General features: G+C 69.6%; 21 protein-coding genes and 2 riboswitches. Of the genes, 13 read left to right on the forward strand and 8 right to left on the reverse strand.

Annotation, left to right across the window (positions count from 1 at the left end):
- Positions 1 to 4 precede the first annotated feature (4 nt).
- Entirely contained in the window at positions 5 to 1,039 is a 1,035-nt protein-coding gene (gene dmpG, locus AC1M14_RS09420; RefSeq protein WP_102772305.1) for a 4-hydroxy-2-oxovalerate aldolase, read from the forward strand.
- Positions 1,040 to 1,047: 8 nt separating this feature from the next.
- On the opposite strand, the gene AC1M14_RS09425 is transcribed toward dmpG, so the two are convergent.
- Positions 1,048 to 1,902, reverse strand: a complete 855-nt coding sequence (locus AC1M14_RS09425) for a helix-turn-helix domain-containing protein (protein ID WP_102772304.1) — start codon at positions 1,900 to 1,902, stop codon at positions 1,048 to 1,050.
- A 261-nt stretch (positions 1,903 to 2,163) separates the two neighbouring features.
- Here AC1M14_RS09425 and AC1M14_RS09430 point away from each other — a divergent pair, with 261 nt between their 5' ends.
- The 3 genes from AC1M14_RS09430 to AC1M14_RS09440 all read left to right on the forward strand — a co-directional run bounded on the left by AC1M14_RS09430 (position 2,164) and on the right by AC1M14_RS09440 (position 5,204).
- Complete coding sequence (locus AC1M14_RS09430; protein WP_111824705.1) at positions 2,164 to 3,042, forward strand: fumarylacetoacetate hydrolase family protein; 879 nt, start codon at positions 2,164 to 2,166, stop codon at positions 3,040 to 3,042.
- Positions 3,039 to 3,821 (forward strand): alpha/beta fold hydrolase, encoded by a 783-nt coding sequence (locus AC1M14_RS09435; RefSeq protein WP_209165238.1) that lies wholly within the window; start codon positions 3,039 to 3,041, stop codon positions 3,819 to 3,821. The genes AC1M14_RS09430 and AC1M14_RS09435 overlap by 4 nt, the downstream gene beginning before the upstream one ends.
- 66 nt (positions 3,822 to 3,887) lie before the next feature.
- Complete coding sequence (locus AC1M14_RS09440; protein WP_479731461.1) at positions 3,888 to 5,204, forward strand: metal-dependent hydrolase family protein; 1,317 nt, start codon at positions 3,888 to 3,890, stop codon at positions 5,202 to 5,204.
- A 12-nt stretch (positions 5,205 to 5,216) separates the two neighbouring features.
- On the opposite strand, the gene AC1M14_RS09445 is transcribed toward AC1M14_RS09440, so the two are convergent.
- Complete coding sequence (locus tag AC1M14_RS09445) at positions 5,217 to 6,443, reverse strand: D-amino acid dehydrogenase (RefSeq protein ID WP_102772300.1); 1,227 nt, start codon at positions 6,441 to 6,443, stop codon at positions 5,217 to 5,219.
- 46 nt (positions 6,444 to 6,489) lie between these two features.
- A riboswitch (glycine riboswitch) is annotated at positions 6,490 to 6,581 on the reverse strand.
- A gap of 1 nt (position 6,582) precedes the next feature.
- Positions 6,583 to 6,675: riboswitch (glycine riboswitch) on the reverse strand.
- 203 nt (positions 6,676 to 6,878) lie between these two features.
- Here AC1M14_RS09445 and AC1M14_RS09450 point away from each other — a divergent pair.
- From AC1M14_RS09450 to AC1M14_RS09475, 6 genes are all read left to right on the forward strand, one after another.
- The gene (locus AC1M14_RS09450; protein WP_479731462.1) at positions 6,879 to 7,652 is read left to right on the forward strand and encodes a DUF2242 domain-containing protein; all 774 of its coding nucleotides are present in this window, start codon (positions 6,879 to 6,881) and stop codon (positions 7,650 to 7,652) included.
- An 89-nt stretch (positions 7,653 to 7,741) separates the two neighbouring features.
- Positions 7,742 to 8,167, forward strand: coding sequence for a CopD family protein (locus AC1M14_RS09455; protein WP_479731463.1), 426 nt, complete (start codon positions 7,742 to 7,744; stop codon positions 8,165 to 8,167).
- 417 nt (positions 8,168 to 8,584) lie between these two features.
- Entirely contained in the window at positions 8,585 to 9,400 is an 816-nt protein-coding gene (locus AC1M14_RS09460) for a MetQ/NlpA family ABC transporter substrate-binding protein (RefSeq protein WP_102772297.1), read from the forward strand.
- A gap of 3 nt (positions 9,401 to 9,403) precedes the next feature.
- Positions 9,404 to 10,510, forward strand: a complete 1,107-nt coding sequence (locus AC1M14_RS09465; protein ID WP_102772296.1) for a methionine ABC transporter ATP-binding protein — start codon at positions 9,404 to 9,406, stop codon at positions 10,508 to 10,510.
- A complete protein-coding gene (locus AC1M14_RS09470) occupies positions 10,488 to 11,144 on the forward strand; it encodes a methionine ABC transporter permease (RefSeq protein ID WP_111824710.1) in 657 nt (218 codons plus the stop codon). Before AC1M14_RS09465 ends, AC1M14_RS09470 begins: the two co-directional genes overlap by 23 nt.
- Positions 11,145 to 11,165: 21 nt before the next feature.
- Positions 11,166 to 12,356, forward strand: coding sequence for a trans-sulfuration enzyme family protein (locus tag AC1M14_RS09475; protein ID WP_479731464.1), 1,191 nt, complete (start codon positions 11,166 to 11,168; stop codon positions 12,354 to 12,356).
- On the opposite strand, the gene AC1M14_RS09480 is transcribed toward AC1M14_RS09475, so the two are convergent.
- Positions 12,331 to 12,798 (reverse strand): hypothetical protein, encoded by a 468-nt coding sequence (locus AC1M14_RS09480; protein ID WP_102772293.1) that lies wholly within the window; start codon positions 12,796 to 12,798, stop codon positions 12,331 to 12,333. The genes AC1M14_RS09475 and AC1M14_RS09480 overlap by 26 nt on opposite strands.
- Before the next feature lie 149 nt (positions 12,799 to 12,947).
- On the opposite strand from AC1M14_RS09480, the gene ppk2 reads away from it, so the two are divergent.
- Positions 12,948 to 13,970: a polyphosphate kinase 2 gene (gene ppk2 / locus AC1M14_RS09485; RefSeq protein WP_479731793.1), complete on the forward strand. Its 1,023-nt coding sequence runs from the start codon at positions 12,948 to 12,950 to the stop codon at positions 13,968 to 13,970.
- A gap of 18 nt (positions 13,971 to 13,988) precedes the next feature.
- On the opposite strand, the gene AC1M14_RS09490 is transcribed toward ppk2, so the two are convergent.
- The 5 genes from AC1M14_RS09490 to AC1M14_RS09510 form a co-directional block, all read right to left on the reverse strand.
- Positions 13,989 to 14,339: a DOPA 4,5-dioxygenase family protein gene (locus AC1M14_RS09490; protein WP_479731465.1), complete on the reverse strand. Its 351-nt coding sequence runs from the start codon at positions 14,337 to 14,339 to the stop codon at positions 13,989 to 13,991.
- Positions 14,340 to 14,349: 10 nt separating this feature from the next.
- Positions 14,350 to 14,709 (reverse strand): translation initiation factor Sui1, encoded by a 360-nt coding sequence (locus AC1M14_RS09495; protein ID WP_479731466.1) that lies wholly within the window; start codon positions 14,707 to 14,709, stop codon positions 14,350 to 14,352.
- 7 nt (positions 14,710 to 14,716) lie between these two features.
- Complete coding sequence (locus AC1M14_RS09500; RefSeq protein ID WP_102772289.1) at positions 14,717 to 15,097, reverse strand: RNA-binding S4 domain-containing protein; 381 nt, start codon at positions 15,095 to 15,097, stop codon at positions 14,717 to 14,719.
- A gap of 65 nt (positions 15,098 to 15,162) precedes the next feature.
- Complete coding sequence (locus AC1M14_RS09505; RefSeq protein WP_111824714.1) at positions 15,163 to 16,152, reverse strand: tripartite tricarboxylate transporter substrate binding protein; 990 nt, start codon at positions 16,150 to 16,152, stop codon at positions 15,163 to 15,165.
- Entirely contained in the window at positions 16,149 to 16,985 is an 837-nt protein-coding gene (locus AC1M14_RS09510) for an amidohydrolase family protein (RefSeq protein ID WP_111824715.1), read from the reverse strand. The genes AC1M14_RS09505 and AC1M14_RS09510 overlap by 4 nt, the downstream gene beginning before the upstream one ends.
- 71 nt (positions 16,986 to 17,056) lie before the next feature.
- Here AC1M14_RS09510 and AC1M14_RS09515 point away from each other — a divergent pair, with 71 nt between their 5' ends.
- Together AC1M14_RS09515 and AC1M14_RS09520 are read left to right on the forward strand one after the other, a co-directional pair.
- Positions 17,057 to 17,971: a LysR family transcriptional regulator gene (locus AC1M14_RS09515; RefSeq protein ID WP_479731467.1), complete on the forward strand. Its 915-nt coding sequence runs from the start codon at positions 17,057 to 17,059 to the stop codon at positions 17,969 to 17,971.
- Between the two features lie 80 nt (positions 17,972 to 18,051).
- The gene (locus tag AC1M14_RS09520; protein WP_479731468.1) at positions 18,052 to 19,887 is read left to right on the forward strand and encodes an ABC transporter ATP-binding protein/permease; all 1,836 of its coding nucleotides are present in this window, start codon (positions 18,052 to 18,054) and stop codon (positions 19,885 to 19,887) included.
- Positions 19,888 to 19,889 lie beyond the last annotated feature (2 nt).

Below are 19,889 nucleotides of genomic sequence, written 5' to 3' on the forward strand. Positions count from 1 at the left end.
GAACATGGAACTGAAAGGCAAGAAAGTCGTACTGCATGACATGACGCTGCGCGACGGCATGCATCCCAAGCGCCACCAGATCACGCTGGAGCAGATGGTGTCCATCGCCCGCGGCCTGGACGAGGCCGGCGTGCCGATGCTGGAGGTCACGCACGGCGACGGCCTGGGCGGCGCGTCGGTCAACTACGGCTTCCCGCTGCACACCGACGAGGAATACCTCGCGGCGGTGGTGCCGCAGATGAAGCAGGCCAAGGTGTCGGCGCTGCTGCTGCCGGGCATCGGCACGGTCGACGACCTGCGCCGCGCCCACGCGCTGGGCGTGCACACGCTGCGCGTGGCCACGCACTGCACCGAGGCCGATACCTCGGAGCAGCACATCGGCGAGGCGCGCAAGCTGGGCATGGATACGGTGGGCTTCCTGATGATGAGCCACATGAACAGCCCCGAGGGACTGGTGCGGCAGGCCAGGCTGATGGAAGGCTACGGCGCCAACTGCATCTACATCACCGACTCGGCCGGCCATCTGCTGCCCCATACCGTCAAGTCCAGGATCGAGGCGGTGCGCGCCGCGCTGCGCCCCGAGACGGAGCTGGGCTTTCACGGCCACCACAATCTTGCGATGGGCGTGGCCAACAGCATCGCCGCGATCGAGGCCGGCGCGGTACGCATCGACGCGGCCGCCGCGGGCCTGGGCGCGGGCGCCGGCAACACGCCGCTGGAAGTGCTGGTGTCGGTGCTGGACCTCATGGGCGTGGAGACCGGCGTGGACGTGTTCAAGATCCAGGACGTGGCCGAAGACCGCGTGGTGCCCATCATGGACTTCCCGATCCGCATCGACCGCGACGCGCTCACGCTGGGCTATGCCGGCGTGTACGGCTCGTTCCTGCTGTTCGCCAAGCGCGCCGAGCAGAAGTACGGCGTGCCCGCGCGCGAGATCCTGGTCGAAATGGGCCGGCGCGGCATGATCGGCGGCCAGGAGGACATGATCGAGGACACGGCGCTGTCGCTGCTGCGCCAGAAGCAGGCCGCGGCCGCCTGAGCGCGGCTTCAGTCGACGCCGGTCAGCAGATGCTGCGCCGGCCCGGTCGCCGCGCGCCGGAAGCGCGACGGCGACACGCCCATGTGCTCGCGGAAAAAGCGCGAAAAATTGCCGGGCGTCGAGAAACCCAGATCCAACGCCACCGAGGTCAGGGGCTGCTTCTGGTGCGCCAGCAGGCGCACGGCTTCCTCCACGCGCACCGCGCTCCAGAACACCTGGGGCGTGGTGTTGAGCTGGTCGCGGAACAGCGCGAAGAAGTGCCCGCGCGACAGTCCGACGCGGCTGGCGACGTCCTCCACGGCCATCGGCTCGTGGACGTGCTGGCGCATATAGGCGATGGCCGCGCGCAGCCGGCGGTCCAGCGCGGGCGCCGGCGAGACCGGACGCGGCGCCCGGTCCGGCCCGGCCGACGATTCGATCGCGGCCAGCAGCAGGGCTTCGACCTCGGCGTCGATATCGGCGCCCGGGTGCTGGTGCGGCGCGACGATCTTGTCCAGCAGGCGCCAGCAGCTCTGCCGCACGGCGGCGTCGATGGGCACGCCGGGCGCGTCGAAATGGAACGGGCGGCCGGTGGCGGCGCGCCGTTCGTCCAGCCAGGGCTTGGCGATGTAGAGGACCAGGAAAATCGCCGGGCCCGAACGTTCGAGCAGCCGCGCGTCGTGCGACTCGTAGGGGTTGGCGCCCAGCGCCAGGTTTTCGCTGTAGGGCACCACGGTCTGGCCGACGCGGCCTTGCGCCCGCGAGCCGCCCAGCCACAGGGCGAGCTGCACTTCGGCGTGCGCGTGCGCGATCAGGTCATCGCGCAGTTCCAGCACGACGGCGCGGCCGAACGCGCCTTCGTGCAAGGCATAAGTCTCCTGCATCTCCGTCTCCTGTCTTTTCGTCCTCGCCTTGCGAGCCAGCTGGGCGAGTCCGTTGCGCGGCGGCGGCGCCTGCGGGAATTTTATGGGCGTTTGCGCGCGAATCCGGCGTAGGTGTATTCACCTAGCACAAGATCTGACTCTGCGATAAGTCCGCGCACCCGGCGATAAGCGCGCCGCGGCCGGCGCCTATAAAGTCCTCCGAACCTGCCGGCGCGCCACGGGCCCGCCGCGGGACTGTTCAGGTAGAAGAAGGAGACGGTAGTGCGCATTGCTAGCTTTATATTGAACGGCAGCCAGGAAGTGGGACTGGTGTCCGCCGATGGCGCGACGGTGGCGCCCCTGGCGTTCGATGCGGAACGCAAGCGCCTGGGCGCCCAGGCCGTGATCGACCTGCTGGCCGCGGGCCGCGAACTGCCCGCAACGGGAGCGGCGCTGCCGCTGGCCGAGGCGAGGCTGCTGGCCCCGCTGCCCAGGCCGCGCCGCAACCTGTGGTGCGTGGGACGCAACTACCACGCCCACGCCAAGGAGCTGTCGGCCTCGGTTTTCAAGGACAACGACGCGAATCCCGAGTCCTGGCCCATCGTCTTCACCAAGGTGCCCGAGTGCGTGGTGGGGCCGCGCGACGACGTGCTGCTGCCGGCCGGCGTCTCGTCGCAGATCGACTACGAGGCCGAGCTGGCGGTCGTGATCGGCAAGGGCGGCAAGAACATCCCGCGCGCCCGGGCGCTGGAGCACGTGTTCGGCTATACGGTCGTCAACGACGTCACCGCCCGCGACGTGCAGATGCGCCACCAGCAGTGGGACATGGGGAAATCGTTCGACACGTTCTGCCCCATGGGGCCGTGGATCGCCACCGCCGACGAATTCGACGGCACGCGCACGCGCGTGCGCTGCTGGGTCAACGGCGAGCTGCGCCAGGACGGACCCACGGAGAACATGATCTTCGACATTCCGTTCCTGATCGAAACGATTTCGCGCGGCATCACGCTGTATCCCGGCGACGTGATCGCGACGGGCACGCCCGCGGGCGTGGGCATGGGCATGCAGCCGCCGCGCTATCTGGCCGCCGGCGACGTGGTGCGCGTGGAGGTCGAGGGTCTGGGCGTCATCGAGAACACGTTTGTCGAGGAGCAAGCATGAGCACGAACTACGTCAACGGTCTGGCGGTGGAAATCGACGGCGAGGGGCCGGCGCTGTTGTGCATACACGGCCTGGGCGGCTCTTCCAACACCTGGACGCCGGTGATGGGCGCGTTCGAGGGCTTGCGCGTCATCCGTCCGGACCTGCCGGGCAGCGCGCGCTCGCCGCTGGGTTCGCAGCCCTTGTCCATCCAGACCTACGTGGACGCGCTGGCCGGCATGCTGGCGGAACTGAAGATCGATACGCTGCACATCGCCGCGCATTCCCTGGGCACCATCGTGGCCCAGCATTTCGCCGTGGCGCACCCCGGCCGGGTCAGGTCGCTGGCCCTGTTCGGGCCGCTGGCCGCGCCGCCCGACGCCGGACGCGCCGGCATCCGCGCGCGCGCCGAGCTGGCGCGCGGCGGCGACGCGGCCATGCAGGAGATCGCGGACGCCATCGTCAAGGGCGCGACCAGCGCCCGGACCAAGCAGGATCAGCCCGCGGTGCTGGCGCTGGTGCGCGAAAGCGTGATGCGCCAGCCGCCGGAAGGCTATGCGCAAAGCTGCGAGGCGCTGGCCGGCGCGCAGCCCGCCGCCGTGGAATCGCTGGACGTGCCGGCGCTGCTGGTGACCGGCGACCAGGACGGCGTGGCGCCGCCGGCCAACGTCGAGGCACTGGCCGGCCGCATCGCGGCAAGCCGTTACGTGGTGTTCGGCGATTGCGGACACTGGACGACCTATGAACAGCCCCAGGCCTGCGTGCAGGCCCTGCGGGAGTTCTACGCGGCGCAGCGTTAGCCGCTCTTTTCCTGGCGTTTCAACATAAGAAAGCCGGCCCGCGGCGCGGGCCGGAGGAGACTTGTCATGTCCAGAATTGCCATTACCAATGTCGCCATCTTCGATGGCAGCGGCGAAGCCGTGTTCAAGGGCGAGGTGCTGATCGACGGCGCGCGCATCGCCGAGGTCGCGCGCGCGCCGCGGCAGGTGAGCCGCGATGGCGCGCGCGTCATCGACGGCCGCGGCCGCTTCCTGATGCCCGGGATGACCGAGGCGCACACGCATTTCTCGTGGAACGACCAGCCCTCGCTCGCCGCCATCCAGTTCATGCCGCCGGAGGAACACATACTCTGGTGCGTGCGCGTGGCCAAGCGCTATCTGGAGATGGGCTGGACCTCGGCCGTCGGCGCGGCGGCCGCCAAGCCGCGCCTGGACGTGGTGCTGCGCAACGCGATCGACGCGGGGGAATGCCCCGGCCCCCGCTACCTGGCGGGCAGCCAGGAGATCACCACGATCGGCGCGCTGGGCGACAACACGCTGCCGCACATGCCGTTCGATGAACTCAGCTTCGGCAGCGTCTGCAGCGGCCCCGAAGAGATCCGGCGGTCGGCGCGCACCTTCATCAAGTACGGCGTCGACCACCTGAAGATCAATCTGTCGGGCGAGTACATCGCCGGGCTGCCGGCCGAAATGTCGCCATTCTCGGAAGAGGAGATCGCCATGCTGGCGGCCGAGGCCAAGCGTTTCGGCAAGCGCGTGGCGGCGCACGCGCGTTCGAGCGAATCGGTCAAGCAATGCGTGCGGCACGGCATCGAGATGATCTATCACGCCAGCTTCGCCGACGACGAGGCGCTCGACATGCTGGAAGCCAACAAGGACAGGCACTTCGTGGCGCCGGGCATCGGCTGGCTGGTTCGCACCGCCTTCCATGCTTCCGACTACGGCATCACGCCCGCCGCCGCCGAGCAGATGGGCTACAAGCGCGAACTGGAGATCGCCGCCGAATCGCTGCGCAAGATGCACCGGCGCGGCATACGCATCCTGCCTGGCGGAGACTACGGCTTCGCCTGGATGCCGCACGGAACCAACGCCTCCGATCTCCAGTATTTCGTGGATTATGTCGGCATGACGCCCACCGAGGCGCTGGTGTCGGCCACCCGGCTGGGCGGGGAGATCATGCAGCGGCCGCACGAGCTGGGCATGCTGCGTCCCGGCTATCTGGCGGACGTGGTCATGGTCGACGGCAATCCGCTGGAGGACCTGTCGCTGCTGATCGACCCGGACCGCATCAGCCTGGTGATGAAGGACGGGCGGATCTGCAAGAACGCCTGCCCGCCGGGCGCGGAAGGCGCGCCGCCGCGCGCCGTCGAGCAGGACAGCAGGGAAGCGGTCGCGGCGCATTGAGCGCCGCAGGGCTCAGGCCCGGCCCATGCCCGCCTGGACGCTGGCCGCCAGCATCTGGGCGGTCGCGGCCGACAGCGTCCATCCCAGGTGGCCGTGGCCGGTGTTGTAGAACACCCCCGGCCGCTTGCCGGGGCCGACCCTGGGCATCATGTTCGGCGTCATCGGGCGCAGCCCGCACCACGGCACCACGCGCGCGGTGCGCACGCCGGGGAAGTGGCGGCGGGTCCAGTCCACCAGCGGCTGCACGCGTTCGGCCCGGATGTCCAGGTTGAACCCGTTGAATTCCGCCGTGCCGGCCACGCGGAAGCGGTCGCCCAGGCGGCTGGTGACGATCTTGGCGGCCTCGTCCAGCAGGCTCACGCAGGGCGCGGCGGCGCGGCTGGCCTCGTCGTCCAGGTGCACGCTGATCGAATAGCCCTTGACCGGGTAGATGTTGAGCGAGTCTCCGAGCTGCCGCGCGAACTGGCGGCTGGCCGCGCCGGCGCAGATCACCACGGCGTCGGCCGATTCCTGGCGGGCCGGCAGCGCGCCTGCCGCCAGGTCCAGACGGTAGGCGCCGCCCTCGTGCGCGATGGCGGTGATGTCGGCGTCCTGCACGAACCGCACGCCGCGGCGCTGGCAGGCGCGGGCCAGGCCGCTGGTGAACTTGTGGATGTCGCCGGTGGCGTCCGACGGCGTGTAGAAGCCGGCGTGGCAGGCGGTCTGCAGGGCCGGCTCGATGCGGCGCGCTTCTTCCGCGGTTACCTCGTAGCGCTCCAGCCCGCCTTGCCGCAGCAGCGCGTTGGCGCGGCGCGCGGTGTCGAAGCTGGCCGCGTCGTGGTAGATGTGCAGGATGCCGCGGCGCTCCAGGTCGAAATCGATGCCTTCTTCTTCGGCCATGGCGTAAAGGTGCTGGCGCGCCTCGATGGCCAGGCGGGTGGTCTCGATGGTGTTCTGGCGATAGTTGCGGATCTGCCCGATGAACTGGGCCAGCCAGGAATACTTGTGCCAGCCCGGACGCGGATTGAGCAGCAGCGGGGCGTCGTGGCGGCCCAGCCAGCGCAGGCCTTTCATGATGGTGGACACGCTGTTCCAGACCTCGGCGTTGCTGGCCGACAGCTGGCCGCCGTTGGCGTAGGAAGTCTCCATGGCGGGGTAGCGCTGGCGGTCGTAGACGGTGACGTCGAATCCCAGCTTGTTCAGGGCATGGGCGGACGTGACGCCGGTGATGCCGGCGCCGATGATGGCGATGCGGGGCATGGTCGCTCCAAGGGTAGGGTGGCCGCGGCCACCCGGCCGCAGCACCCCATCTGTCTTGGTACCTGAGAGTTTCACGCGCCGCGCGGAGGGCGGCGGGTTCCCCTTCGGTGGGCGCGCGCGGCGCCGCTCTCCAGATTGTCTAGACCGCGCAGTCCTGGTTGCCTGAGAGTTTCCGGGGCGGTTGCTCCGTCGGCGCCTGCCGCGGCGGGCAGGTCTCTTCTGCGGGGTTTTGGATCGACGCGGGCAGAATAGCCAAAATCCGGCGGCGTGGGACCAGGGGTTAGTCCCAGTAGCCGTTCGTTTTGTCCCTGTTATATCGCCTGTTACCTCTCTGTTGAACTGTTCATTCCTGGTAAAGGCTTGAGGCGGGGGGATGCGCTATAACCGACGTTCACGCATCACATTGCCGCAAGCCGCCGGCTCGCGGACCCATACATGCCTCGTATCACCCGCCGTCCGTCCCTGATCCTGCTCGCCGCCCTGACGGGCGCCGTGGCCGGATGCTCCTCCCCCAAGCCCGCGTACGAGAAGGAGGACTTCACCCAGAACGACACCTACTCGCGCGGCGTCGCCGCCAGCAGCGTGGCCGCCTGCGACGCGGGCCGGCGGGCCTTGCTGAGCCAGGGCTATCTGATCGACCGCTTCGAGTCGGCGCGCGTGACCGGGCACAAGAATTTCCAGGCCGAGGACGGCCAGCATACGCAGATCAGCTTCAATATCGAATGCGCCGCCGATGGCGCGTCGAACGAGCGCTCGACGGTGTTCGCCACCGCGATGCAGGACCGCTATTCGATCAAGCGCACCGCCAATTCGGCCAGCGTGGGCGTGAGCGTGCTGGGCCAGGTGTCCATGCCGTTCGGCGCCAGCGACGATTCGCTGGTCAAGACCGCCAGCCAGACGGTGGCGCGGCCCCAGTTCTACGACGGATTTTTCCAGCTGTTGCAGCGCTTCCTGCCGGACGCGCAGGCCGCTTCGGCGCCGCAGCCGGCGCCGGCCGGACGCGGCAAGACGCCGCCCAAGCCCGCGCCGGCCGAGCCCGCGGTGTCGCCGGACGCGCCGGCCGACACCTTGAACCCGGCGGCCGCCAGTGATACGCCGGCCGCCAATGGCAAGGCCGCGCCCGCGGACAGCAAGGCGGCCGCGCCTTCGGACAGCAAGGCGGCGCCGGCGGGCAGCCCGCCGCCGGCAGGCGCCGACGCCGCCAAGTAAGGCCGCGCCGGGCCGCCGCTTTGCCGTAGCGCAAATTGCCGTTGCAAGCCGGTTCGCCGCGGCGCGCGCCTGCGGCGATAATGCCGGCCATGACATACCAATTCCTGAAAATGCTCCACGTGGCGGCCGTGGTCGCCTGGCTGGGCGGCTCGCTGTTCGTGTCGCTGTTCCTGCTGTCCTCGCAGCCCCAGGAAGGCGGCGAAGCCCCGAAAGAAAGCAGGATGCTCGGCGCGCTGCGCCGCTGGACCCTGTACGTGACCACGCCGGCCATGGTGCTGGCCTGGCTGGTCGGCCTGCACCTGGCCGTGACCTTCGGCTGGTTCATCATGAACTGGATCTGGGTGAAGATCGCCATCGCGCTGGCGCTGTCGGCGCTGCTGGGCGTCCAGAGCAAGGCCTTGCGCCGCATGGCCGGCGGCGGCGCGCAGCGTCCGCCGCTGATCGATTGGTACGCGCCGTTCACCGTGGTCGCGGCTTCCGCGATCGTCGCGCTGGTGGTCGTCAAGCCGTTCTGAACGTTTTCGGCGCGCCGCGCGCATATGCCGCGCGGCCATAACCAAACGCCCCGGCCATAAGCACCGAACGAAGTCTTCGTTCGCGCCGGGCGTGCCCGTCCCTAGAATCGTTTCTCTTATAACCGTTTAGGGCCTGTTCACACTAAAAGGAGCCACGCACAGGCCGGTAATCGGGCGCCAGGCTAGGCGCGCTCGCCGCCGCGTGGCTGTGCCACGCAAGGTGAGTGCAACGACGCCTGGCGCCCGATTACCGGCCTGCCCGAAGGGTGAGTACCCAAATGAGCGCCTCTCCGCGTTGCGAATGCTCGCCGGGGACCTGCCACGACTGCGCTTCGCGCCTTGATAGGCGCTCATTTGGGTACTCATGCGTGGCTCCTTTTAGTGTGAACAGGCCCTAGCCTGAGAGGCGATTCCAAAATGACTCCCCGTATTTTCAAGAAGCTGCTTGGCGTGGTGCTGGCCTCGGCGGCGATGTTCCACGGCCCGGCCTTTTCGGCCGACGCCAAACCCCTGAAGGTCGGCGTGCGCGGCGGCGTCGACGAACAGATCTGGGAAGTGGTGGCCCAGGTCGCCAGGAAGAACGGTCTGGCCGTGGAGCCGGTGGTCATCACCGGCACCGCCAGCCCCAACGAGGCCCTGAACAACGGCGACCTGGAGGCCAACGCCTTCCAGCACATTCCCTTTCTGAACGACCAGATCCGCCAGCGCGGCTACAAGCTGGTGCCGGTGGCCAACACGCTGATCTCGCCCATCGCGTTCTATTCCCGCAAATACAAGTCGCTGAAGGACCTGCCGGAAGGCGCGCGCGTGGGCATACCCAACGATCCCAGCAACCAGACGCGCGCGCTGGTGGTGCTGCGCGACCAGGGCCTGATCACGCTCAGGAACGGCTTCGACCCGGCCACCGGCACGGCCACGCTGGCCGACGTGACCGCCAACCCCAGGAAGCTCCAGTTCGTGGAGAGCGCCTCGGTGGTGCTGGCGCGCTCGCTGCCCGACGTGGACGCCGCCGCCATCGTCAACAGCTTCGCCTACCAGGCCGGCCTGATCGCCACGCGCGACGGCATCGCGGTCGAAAAGAAGGAAAACAATCCCTACGTGAACATCATTGCGGTCCGCGAACAGGACCGGAACGCGCCGTGGGTGCCCGAGCTGGTCAAGGCCTACCACTCGGAAGAGGTGCGCCAGTTCATCCTCAGCAAGTTCGAAGGCTCCGTGATTCCGGTGTTCTGAGCCATGATGCAACATGAGTTTTCCATTGCCCAGCCGGCGGCCGCGCCGCCGCTGCCGGCGGGCGACGAGCACATCGTGTTCGAAGGGCTGCAAAAGCGCTACGAGGGCGCGCGCGGCGCGGTTGCGGCGCTGTCCGACGTGTCGTTCTCGATTGCCCGCGGCACGGTGTTCGGCATCATCGGGCGCAGCGGCGCCGGCAAGTCCACGCTGCTGCGCTCCATCAACATGCTGGAGCGGCCCAGCGCCGGACGCGTGCTGATCGACGGCGTGGACGCGGGCGGGCTGGACGAGAACGCCCTGGTGGCGCTGCGCCGGCGCATCGGCATGATTTTCCAGCACTTCAATCTGCTGTCGGCCAAGACGGTGGCCGAGAACGTGGCCCTGCCGCTGCGCGTGGCCGGCGTGAAGCCGGCGGCCGCGCGGGCCCGCGTCGCCGCGCTGCTGGAGCTGGTGGGGCTGGGCGACAAGGCCGACGTCTATCCGGCCAGGCTGTCCGGCGGCCAGAAGCAGCGCGTCGGCATCGCCCGGGCGCTGGTGCACGAGCCCGAGATCCTGCTGTGCGACGAGGCCACCTCGGCGCTGGACCCCGAGACCACGCAGTCCATCCTGACCCTGCTGCGCGACATCAACCGCAAGCTGGGCCTGACGGTGGTGCTGATCACGCACGACATGGCGGTGATCCGCGAGATCTGCCACAAGGTGCTGGTGCTCGACGGCGGGCGCAAGGTCGAGCACGGCGAGGTCTGGCGTGTCTTCGGCAATCCCCAGGCCGAGGCCACGCGCGCCTTGCTGCGGCCCCTGCAACATGGATTGCCGGCCGACCTGGAGGCCAGGCTGGTGCCCGACCTGCAGGGCCGCGACGGCGTGGCGGTGCTGAGCCTGCGCTTCACGGGGCAGGGGCGGCCGGGCGGCGTTTCGCTGCAGGCGCTGGCCGCCCTGGGGCCGGGCGCGACGCTGCTGCATGGCGGGCTGGACCGCCTGCGCGGCCACGCGCAAGGCAGCCTGCTGGTGTCGGTGCCGGCGGGCGCACTACGGGAAGAGGCCGCGCGCGCCGCGCTGGTGGCCGATCAGATAAAGGTGCTGGGCTATGTCGCTGCCGATGTTCGATAAATACCTGCAGGCGTTTCTGCAGACCCTGACCATGGTGGGCGTGGCGGCGGCCATCGCCATCGTCTGCGGGCTGGCGCTGGCGCTGGTCCTGACGGTCACCGCGCCGGGCAATCTCTATCCGCTGCCGCGCCTGAACAAGGCGCTGTCCATCGTGGTGAATACCTTCAGGGCCATTCCCTTCATCATCCTGCTGGTGGCCATGCTGCCGTTCACGCGCATGCTGGTGGGCACCACCCTGGGAACCTGGGCCGCCATCGTGCCGCTGTCGGCCAACCTGGTGCCGTTCTTCGCGCGCATCGCGCAGGTCAGCCTCAACGAGGTGGACCACGGCCTGGTGGAAGCCGCGCGCGCCATGGGCTGCCGGCGCTGGCACATCGTGCGCCACGTGCTGCTGCCCGAAGCGCTGCCCGGCATCGTCGGCGGCATGACGGTAAGCGTCATCGCCATGATCAATGCCTCGGCCATGGCCGGCGCGGTGGGCGCCGGCGGCCTGGGCGACCTGGCGATCCGCTACGGCTACGAACGCTACGAGACCCGCGTGATGTTCGAGGTGATCGTGATCCTGATCGCGCTGGTGTCCATCGTGCAATTCACCGGCGAATGGCTGGCGCGCCGCGCCGACCACAAACGCTGATATCCGAACAAGGAATCCCAGATGTCCGATTTTCCGCAACAGGGCTTCGCCACGCGCGCCATCCATCTCGGCTACGAGCCGCTGGACGAACAGGGCGCGCTGTCGCCGCCGCTCTACCTGACTTCCACCTACACCCAGGAAAGCCTGGAAGCCTTCGACCGGATCAGGCTGGGCGAGGCCCAGGGCTACGTCTACGGCCGCACCCGCAATCCCACGCAGGCGCTGCTGGAAGAACGCCTGGCCTCGCTGGAGGGCGCCGAGGCCGGTGTGGCGACCGCCTCCGGCATGGCCGCGATCTCCGCCACGCTGTTCACGCTGCTGCAAAGCGGCGACGAGATCGTGGTGGACCAGATCGTCTACGGCACCGCCTTCACGCTGTTCACGCAGGGCCTGGCCCGCTTCGGCGTGCGCGCGGTGTTCGCCGACTTCACCCGCCCGCAGGCCGTGGCCGACGCCATCGGCCCCAAAACGCGCGCGGTGTATTTCGAGACGCCGGCCAATCCCAACCTGCGCCTGGTGGACATCGCCGCCGTGTCGGCCATCGCCCGCGCCCGCGGCCTGCTGACCATCGTCGACAACACCTTCGCCACGCCGGTGCTGCAGCGTCCGCTGGAGCACGGCGCCGACCTCGTGCTGCATTCGGCCACCAAGTACCTGGGCGGCCACGGCGATCTGCTGGCCGGCGCGGTGCTGGGGCGCAAGCAGCACATCGACGCGATCCGGCTGCAGGGCCTGCGCTACTTCACCGGCGCGACGCTGTCGCCGTTCACGGCCTTCCTGGTGTTGCGCGGCCTGAAGACGCTGGAACTGCGCGTGGAGCGCCACAGCGAATCGGCCAGGAAGGTGGCCGAGCTGCTGCGCGGCCATCCCGCGGTGGCCGAGGTGTTCTATCCGGGCCTGGCGGACACGGCCGGCGCCGAGATCGCCCGGCGCCAGCAGTCGGCCGGCGGCGGGCTGGTGGCGTTCGAACTGAAGACCGGGCTGGCGGGCGGGCGCCGGCTGCTCGACAGCCTGAAACTGGCCCGCATCGCGGTCAGCCTGGGAGACCCCGAGACGCTGATCCAGCATCCCGCGTCCATGACGCACGCCAGCTACACCGCCGAGGACCGCGAGCGCTACGGCCTGTCCGAAGGGCTGCTGCGGCTGTCGGTGGGACTGGAGACGCCCGAGGATATCGTGGCCGATCTCAGGCAGGGCCTGGACCGGGTGTAGGCGCGGCGTCGGCGCGCCGCCAGGCTATCCAGTCGCCCTCGGCCTCGAAATTGTGCGGGCCGCGGCCGGCGGCGGCCAGGCCGGCGCGCAGCGCGCCCATGTCCAGCCCGGGCAGGTGGCGCAGCAGCGCGTCGGGCAGCCGTTCCGCGTCCAGCATGTCCTGGTCGAATTCCAGCGTCATCCGTCCGCCCTCGTCGCCGCAGACGCGGAAGATCCACAGGCCTTCCATGTAGTCGCCGGCCCAGGGATCGGGGTACAGCGCCTGCGTGTAGCGAAAGCCGAATTCGTGGATCTCGTCCCAGGGCCAGAACTCGCGCTGGCGCAGCGCGCGCAGCAGTTCGCTGGCGCGCGTCAGGCCGGCGTCGTCGAAACTCAGGGTTTCGCGCAGCGGATCTTCGGCCGGCGCGGGGCCGGCGAGCAGGCGCTTGATGAATGACCACATGGCGCGGATAACGGACGGCGCGGAGCCGGAGTCCGCAAAGATGCTACAACCTTTCATTCACGTCAATCCGCCGCGTCGCGAGGCGGACGACGCACATAACAAGGAGAGCACCCATGACGGACAAGATGCCAGACGCCATCGACCAGGACATGGCGCCCGCGCCCGCCGAGCAGATCCGCAGGCGGGCCGGCGCCCGTGTGCACGCCGCGCGCCAGGAGGCCGTGGCGCTGCTGGCCGACATCGCGCGCCGCCGCCCCGCCGGCGCGCCCGAACAGGCGCACGAGGCTTTGCGCTCGCTCATCGAGGCGCTGTCGCCCGACGATGCGCAGGCCGTGCACCGCGCGCTGCTGGCAGCCGGCGAGCAGGCCGAGGCGGCGCCGCGCAATCCCGACGACGAACTGGTCGCGCACTGGCGCGAAGGCATTTATCCGTACCGCCACCGCATGCTGCGGCGCAATTACGAAAAGCAGAAGTACCGTTTGCAGGTCGAACTGCTCAAGCTGCAGGCCTGGGTCAAGGCCACCGGCCAGCGTGTCGTGATCCTGTTCGAAGGCCGCGACGCGGCGGGCAAGGGCGGCACCATCAAGCGCATGATGGAGCACCTGAACCCGCGCGGCGCGCGCGTGGTCGCGCTGGAAAAGCCGTCCGACACCGAGCGCGGCCAATGGTATTTCCAGCGCTATGTGCAGCACCTGCCCACGGCCGGCGAAATCGTCATGTTCGACCGCTCCTGGTACAACCGCGCCGGCGTGGAGCGCGTGATGGGCTTTTGCACGCATGGGGAGTACCTGGACTTCCTGCGCCAGGTGCCCGACTTCGAGCGCCACCTGGTCAGCAGCGGCATCCACCTGATCAAATTCTGGTTCTCGGTCAGCCGCGAGGAACAGCTGCGCCGCTTCGAGCAGCGCAAGGTCCATCCGCTCAAGCAGTGGAAGCTGAGCCCGGTGGACCTGGCCTCGCTGGACAAATGGGATGACTACACCCGCGCCAAGGAAGCGATGTTCGCGCACACCGACACCGCCGACGCGCCGTGGGTGGTGGTCAAGTCCGACTGCAAGAAGCGCGCGCGGCTCAACGCCATGCGCTACGTGCTCAACCGCCTGCCCTACGAGGGCAGGAGCGACGACGCCACCCTGGCGCTGGATTCGCTGATCGTGGGCCGCGCGCTCTGACGCTACGGGCCGGCGGGTTCAGCCCAGCGCCTGCAGATCGAGCACATGGCTGCTCCCGATCCAGACGGCGCAGTCGCGGTGGTCGCGCAGCGAGTCGCCGGTGTTCGGGTGCAGGAACACGTCCAGCCCGCCGTGGTGCAGCGTGAGCCAGGTCGCGATCTCGGCGAAGTCCCCGGGCGCGAAGGCGATCTGGTAGCTCCAGCACGGATGCGGGCCGACTGGGCGCTCATGGAAGCGCCCCAGCTCCATCCGGCCGCCGAAGCGCGAGGCGATCCGTTCGCGCAGCGCCTGCGCGGCATCCCGGCTGGCTGCGTCGAAATACACGTGGGCATGCCAGCTGGCCACGTCGGCCAGCGATGAATCGTTCATGTGCTTTCTCCTAGCCGCCGGCGCGCTTGGCGCGGTAGCCCTGTTTCTGCAAGGCCTCCATGACGCGCTCGCGATGGTCGCCCTGTACCTCGATCACGCCGTCTTTCACGGTGCCGCCCGAGCCGCAGGCCGCGCGCAACTGCTTGCCCAGCGCGCCCAGCGCAACCGGGTCCAGCGCCAGGCCCTTGACCACGGTGACGCTCTTGCCGCCGCGGCCCTTGGTTTCGCGCGATACGCGCGCCACGCCGTCGCCGGCCGGCGCGGCGCGCGCCGTGTCGCAGCGGCATTGCGTCACGGGCTGGCGGCACTGCGGGCACATGCGCCCGCCATCGGTGGAGTAGACCAGGCCGCCCATCGGATTTTTCTTCATGGCGGCCTCACTTCCCGCGCATCTGGTCGATCAGGCGCCGGTCGCGCTTGGTCGGCCGTCCGGCCTCGATGCCCAGCGCCGGTTCGGGCGCGAGCCGGCGCATTTCCGCCGCGCGCTCGCGCGCCGCGATGCTGTCGGGCGTTTCCTCGTAGAGCTGGCGCGCCACCGGCGCCGGGCCGCGCACGCCGCTCACGCCCACGACCCGCACGCGCAGCGCGGGGTCTTCCTTGCGGATGGTGACGAGGTCGCCGGGCGCGACCTCGCGCGCCGGCTTGGCCGGCTGGTCGTTCACCTGCACGCGGCCCTTGCCGATTTCCTGTACGGCCAGGCTGCGCGTCTTGTAGAAACGCGCCGCCCAAAGCCATTTGTCGAGCCGGATCTTGTCCATCTCCTGTCCCTGCGGTAAAGCTGTGTCAGGGACGATGATAGCCGGGCCGGCCGGCCCGGCACCAATCAATCCAGGCTGAGGCCGGCCTCCTTGACCACGCGCTGCCATTTGGCGATCTCGGCGCGGCGGAAGCTGTCCAGTTCGGCCGGTGTGGAGCCGATGGGTTCGGCGCCGATGCCGGCGAGCTGCTCGGCGATGGCGGGGTCTTTCAGCACCTTGGCCAGCGCCTGCGACACCTGGTCGACGATGGCGGGCGGCGTGCCGGCCGGCGCGAACACGGCGTTCCATTCGTAGGTCTCGTAGCCGGGCACGCCGGATTCGGCGATGGTGGGCAGCTCGGGCGCGGTCTTGGAGCGCTCCAGGCCGCCGACGGCGATCGCGCGCAGCTTGCCGTTCTTCACATGCTGCCAGGACGAGCCCATGCTGGCGAACATCACGGGAACCTGGCCCGACATGACGTCTATCATGGCCGGGCCGCCGCCCTTGTAGGCCACGTGCTGCAGCTCGGTCTTGGCCAGCAGGTTGAACAGTTCGCCGGCCAGATGCTGCGCCGAGCCGGGGCCGGCCGAGGCGTAGTACACGTGCTCCTTGGCGCCCGGACGGCCCAGCCTGATCAGGTCGGCCACGCTGCGCACTTCGTACGAGGGCGTGACCACCAGGACGTTGGGCACGCGCAGCAGCAGGGACACCGGCGCGAACGCCGTCAGCGTGTCGAACTGCATCTTCGAATGCAGGGCGGGATTCTGCGCGTGGTTGGAGGCGTCCAGCATCAGCGTATAGCCGTCCGGCTTGGCCTTGGCCACGACCGCGCCGCCTATCATGCCGCCGGCGCCGCCGCGGTTTTCGATGACGACCGGCTGGCCCAGTTCCGCGGCCAGCCTGGGGCCGATCAGGCGCGCGACCACGTCCACCGTGCCGCCGGGCGGATAGGTGACGACCAGCGTGACGGCGCGTTCGGGATAGGCGGCGCTCGCGGCGCCGGCGGCGCCGGCGAGCAGGCCGGCGGCCGCGTACAGGGCGCCGCGGCGCGCCAGGCGTTGGAACAGGTGGGTCATGGTTTGTCTCCTTGGAATCTGAACAGCCGCAGCGGCGTGTCGGCAAGCACCATGCGCCGCTGCACGGGATCGTCGATCCAGGCGTCCAGCCACCGGACTGCGGCGGAATAGGACGCCAGATGGCGATGTTCGGTGTGAGGCCAGTCGCTGCCCCACATGAGGCGGGCGGCCGTGTAGGCGTCGAGCAGCTGCCGCGCGGCGATCCGCCCGGACGTCGTACAGGCGGACGCCGTCCAGTTGCGGTAGGGGGCCGACAGCTTGACCCAGACGCGGCCGCTGTCGGCCTGGCGCAGCAGGTACTGGAAGCCGGGATCGGCGACGCCCAGCGCGGGATCGGGGCGGCCGAAATGGTCCACCACCACGCGGCATTGCGCGGCCAGCAGCGCCGGCAGAATGTCCGGCAGGCGCGCGGCCGGCAGATGCACTTCGACGTGCCAGCCCAGCGCATTGACGCGCGCCAGCAGCGTGCGCCAGCCGGGCAGGCGCAGGTCCGGCACGGGCAGCCCGATCAGGTTCAGCCGGATGCCGACCACGCCCGCCTCGGCCAGCGCCAGCAGATGTTCGGCGGGGACGCCGGGCGCCACCACCGCGACGCCGCGCAGGCGCGCGGGCGCGGCGCGCAGGGCCTCGACCAGGTGGCTGTTGTCGGACCCCAGGAAACTGGGCTGCACCAGCACGCCGTGGCCGAGCCCGTGCGCGTCCAGCAAGGCGAGGTAGTCGGCCGGCGTGGCGTCGTGGTCGGGGCTGTGGCGGCGCGTGGCGGCCAGCGCCAGCCCGCGGTGGAATACGTGGGCGTGGGTGTCGACGGATTTCGGCTCGGTGCGTGTGTCCATAAGCCGGGATTCTAAGAACGCGCTGTATAGTTTTCTATTTGGTAAAACTGTTTTATGTATATCGAATCGATATGGAAACCAGGCACTTGCGTTACTTCCTGGCCGTGGTGGACCACGGCAGCGTCAGCCGCGCGTCGGAGTGGCTGGGCATCGCGCAGCCGGCCTTGAGCCAGGCGCTGGGCCGCATGGAGCAGGACCTGGGCGTGCGCCTGTTCGAGCGCTCGCGCCGCGGCGCCGCGCCCACGCCGGCGGCGCTGGCCATACTGGAGGACGTGCGGACCAGCGTGGCGCGCATCGACGCGGCGGCGCAACGGGCGCGCGAGATCGGCCGCGGCAGCGCGGGGCAGCTGACCATCGGCCTGGTGTCCTCGGCCCTGTTCGACACCTTGCCGCGCGCGCTGCGCGAATTGCGCCGGCAGGCGCCGGGCGTGCGCGTGTTCCTGCGCGAAATGAGCAACGCCGAGCAGGCCGAAGCCTTGCAGACCGGCGAAATCGACCTGGGCCTGATGCACACGCCGGTCGCCGTGGGCGGGCGCATGCGCGAGCGGCTGCTGCTGCGCGACCGTCTGGTGGCGGCGGTGCCGGACGAGCTGGAGGTGGCCGAAGACGGCAAGGTCTCGATGGCGCAGATCGCCCGGGCCGGCCTGGTCATGTACCCGCAGGCGCAATTGCCGGCCTTTTACGCGGGCATTCTCGACGCCATGCGCAAGGGCGGCCACGACGCGCAGGTGGCGCAGGAGGCCAACCGCACGCTGACCGTGCTGGCCTGCGTGGCCGGCGGCTGCGGCGTGGCGCTGCTGCCCAGCTGGATACGCTCGATGAACTTCGCCGGGGTGCGCTTTTGCGAGGTGCGCGACGGCCAGCGCCTGCCCGCCTTCGACCTGAGCGCGATCTGGCCCGCCCGCTCCGTGCCCACGCTGGCCGATCTGTTCGCCAGCCTGGACCTGGGCGGCCGCATCGAAGGCCGCGCCGGCCGCAACGCTTAAGCCAGGCTTAAAGCGGCCGCCATCCCCGGAACCTGGCGGCAAGCTCCCGTCTAACCAGAAACGGTTGGAGGACTTTGCCCATGGATCTGAACTGGCAACAGCAACTTGCCGAAAGCGCACTGTGGCTCGCGCAGGCGTTCGGCATCAGCGCCGTCGCCCTGGCGCTGGCCGCGATGGCGCTGGCGCGCACCACGGACTGGGGCCGCAAGTTCCGGCGGCTGGCCTGGCCTTACCTCGATCCGCGCCGCAGCCTGCGGCCCTTGCTGACCGTGGCGCTGCTGCTGTTGCTGGCCATGTTCGCGGTGCGCATGACCGTGCTGTTTTCGTTCTGGTACAACGGCTTCTACAGCGCGCTGCAGGCGCTGGACCAGTCGGCGTTCTGGCGCTTTCTGGGCATATTCTCGGTGCTGGCCTGCGTGCACGTGGCGCGCACGCTGGTCGACAGCTACGCCGGCCAGGCCTTCGACATCCGCTGGCGCGTCTGGCTCAACGAGCACCTGACGCGCGACTGGCTGGGCGCCGGCGCGTATTACCGCGGCCATTTCCTGGATGCGCCGGTGGACAACCCCGACCAGCGCATCGAACAGGACATCGCCATGTTCGTCACCGGCTCGCGCACGCTGGCGATCGGCGCGCTGAGCGCGGTGGTGTCGCTGGTGGCGTTCACCGCCATCCTGTGGAACCTGTCGGGCGCGCTCACGGTGGCCGGCGTGGAAATCCCGCGCGCCATGGTGTTCATGGTGTATCTCTACGTGATCGTGGCCACGCTGTTCGCCTTCAGGATCGGGCGGCCGCTGATCCGGCTGAACTTCCTGTCCGAACGCCTCACCGCGAATTTCCGCTATGCGCTGGTGCGCCTGCGCGAGAACGCCGAGAATGTCGCGTTCTACCAGGGCGAGGAAGTGGAGCGCGCCACGCTCTGGACGCGGTTCACGGCCTACGTCGCCAACCTGTGGGCGCGCGTGTACCGGGGCCTGAAGTTCGACGGCTTCAACCTGTCGGTCAGCCAGGTGGCCGTGGTGTTTCCCTTCATTCTGCAGGCGCCGCGTTTTTTCAGCGGCGCCATCAAGCTGGGCGACGTGATCCAGACCTCGCAGGCCTTCGGGCAGGTGCAGGATGCGCTGTCGTTCTTCCGCACCTCCTACGACACCTTCGCGCAATACCGCGCCACGCTGGACCGCCTCAATGGCTTCCTGGACGCCAACCAGGCCGCCCGCGCGCTGCCCGCCGTGCGGACCGAGACGCTGCCCGACGGGCTGGATATCGAGCGCCTGCAGCTGCGCCGGCCCGACGGGGCCGCGCTGCTGCGCGACCTGGACCTGCGGCTGCGGCCGGGCCAGGCCCTGCTGATCAAGGGGCCGTCGGGCAGCGGCAAGACCACCTTGCTGCGCGCGCTGGCGGGCCTGTGGCCATACGCCGAAGGCACGGTAAGGCGGCCGCAGGGCGCGAACGCGTTGTTCCTGTCGCAGCGGCCGTACCTGCCGCTGGGCGACCTGCGCGGCGCGGTGGCCTATCCCGGCCTGGCGCAGCCGGAGGACGATGCGCGCCTGGCCGATGCGCTGCGCCAGGTGAACCTGGGGCATCTGGCCGGACGGCTCGACGAAGTGGCGGACTGGGCGCGCACGCTGTCCATCGGCGAGCAGCAGCGCGTGGCGTTCGCGCGCGTGCTGTTCAACCGGCCCGCCATCGTGTTCCTGGACGAGGCCACGTCGGCCACCGACGAAGGCCTGGAGCACGCGCTGTACGGCCTTCTGCGCGGCGCGCTGCCGGACTGCATGCTGGTCAGCGTGGGCCATCGCAGCACGCTGGACGCCTTCCATACGCACAGGCTGGCGCTGGACGGCGCGGGCGGCTGGCGCATGGAACGCATCGAGGCGCGGGCGCGGCAGCCGGAGCCGGACCGCGCTGCGGCCTGAGC

Source organism: Achromobacter sp. SX5 (assembly GCF_056711425.1).

Coding starts and splice junctions, on each gene's coding strand:
- AC1M14_RS09495 (WP_479731466.1), bottom strand. CDS start 14,709: ATGAAGAAAAATCCGATGGGCGGCCTGGTCTACTCCACCGATGGCGGG.
- AC1M14_RS09510 (WP_111824715.1), bottom strand. CDS start 16,985: ATGGACACACGCACCGAGCCGAAATCCGTCGACACCCACGCCCACGTA.
- AC1M14_RS09440 (WP_479731461.1), top strand. CDS start 3,888: ATGTCCAGAATTGCCATTACCAATGTCGCCATCTTCGATGGCAGCGGC.
- AC1M14_RS09480 (WP_102772293.1), bottom strand. CDS start 12,798: ATGTGGTCATTCATCAAGCGCCTGCTCGCCGGCCCCGCGCCGGCCGAA.
- AC1M14_RS09460 (WP_102772297.1), top strand. CDS start 8,585: ATGACTCCCCGTATTTTCAAGAAGCTGCTTGGCGTGGTGCTGGCCTCG.
- AC1M14_RS09475 (WP_479731464.1), top strand. CDS start 11,166: ATGTCCGATTTTCCGCAACAGGGCTTCGCCACGCGCGCCATCCATCTC.
- AC1M14_RS09470 (WP_111824710.1), top strand. CDS start 10,488: ATGTCGCTGCCGATGTTCGATAAATACCTGCAGGCGTTTCTGCAGACC.
- ppk2 (WP_479731793.1), top strand. CDS start 12,948: ATGGCGCCCGCGCCCGCCGAGCAGATCCGCAGGCGGGCCGGCGCCCGT.
- AC1M14_RS09445 (WP_102772300.1), bottom strand. CDS start 6,443: ATGCCCCGCATCGCCATCATCGGCGCCGGCATCACCGGCGTCACGTCC.
- AC1M14_RS09465 (WP_102772296.1), top strand. CDS start 9,404: ATGATGCAACATGAGTTTTCCATTGCCCAGCCGGCGGCCGCGCCGCCG.
- AC1M14_RS09515 (WP_479731467.1), top strand. CDS start 17,057: ATGGAAACCAGGCACTTGCGTTACTTCCTGGCCGTGGTGGACCACGGC.
- dmpG (WP_102772305.1), top strand. CDS start 5: ATGGAACTGAAAGGCAAGAAAGTCGTACTGCATGACATGACGCTGCGC.
- AC1M14_RS09455 (WP_479731463.1), top strand. CDS start 7,742: ATGACATACCAATTCCTGAAAATGCTCCACGTGGCGGCCGTGGTCGCC.
- AC1M14_RS09500 (WP_102772289.1), bottom strand. CDS start 15,097: ATGGACAAGATCCGGCTCGACAAATGGCTTTGGGCGGCGCGTTTCTAC.
- AC1M14_RS09435 (WP_209165238.1), top strand. CDS start 3,039: ATGAGCACGAACTACGTCAACGGTCTGGCGGTGGAAATCGACGGCGAG.
- AC1M14_RS09520 (WP_479731468.1), top strand. CDS start 18,052: ATGGATCTGAACTGGCAACAGCAACTTGCCGAAAGCGCACTGTGGCTC.
- AC1M14_RS09425 (WP_102772304.1), bottom strand. CDS start 1,902: ATGCAGGAGACTTATGCCTTGCACGAAGGCGCGTTCGGCCGCGCCGTC.
- AC1M14_RS09450 (WP_479731462.1), top strand. CDS start 6,879: ATGCCTCGTATCACCCGCCGTCCGTCCCTGATCCTGCTCGCCGCCCTG.
- AC1M14_RS09490 (WP_479731465.1), bottom strand. CDS start 14,339: ATGAACGATTCATCGCTGGCCGACGTGGCCAGCTGGCATGCCCACGTG.
- AC1M14_RS09505 (WP_111824714.1), bottom strand. CDS start 16,152: ATGACCCACCTGTTCCAACGCCTGGCGCGCCGCGGCGCCCTGTACGCG.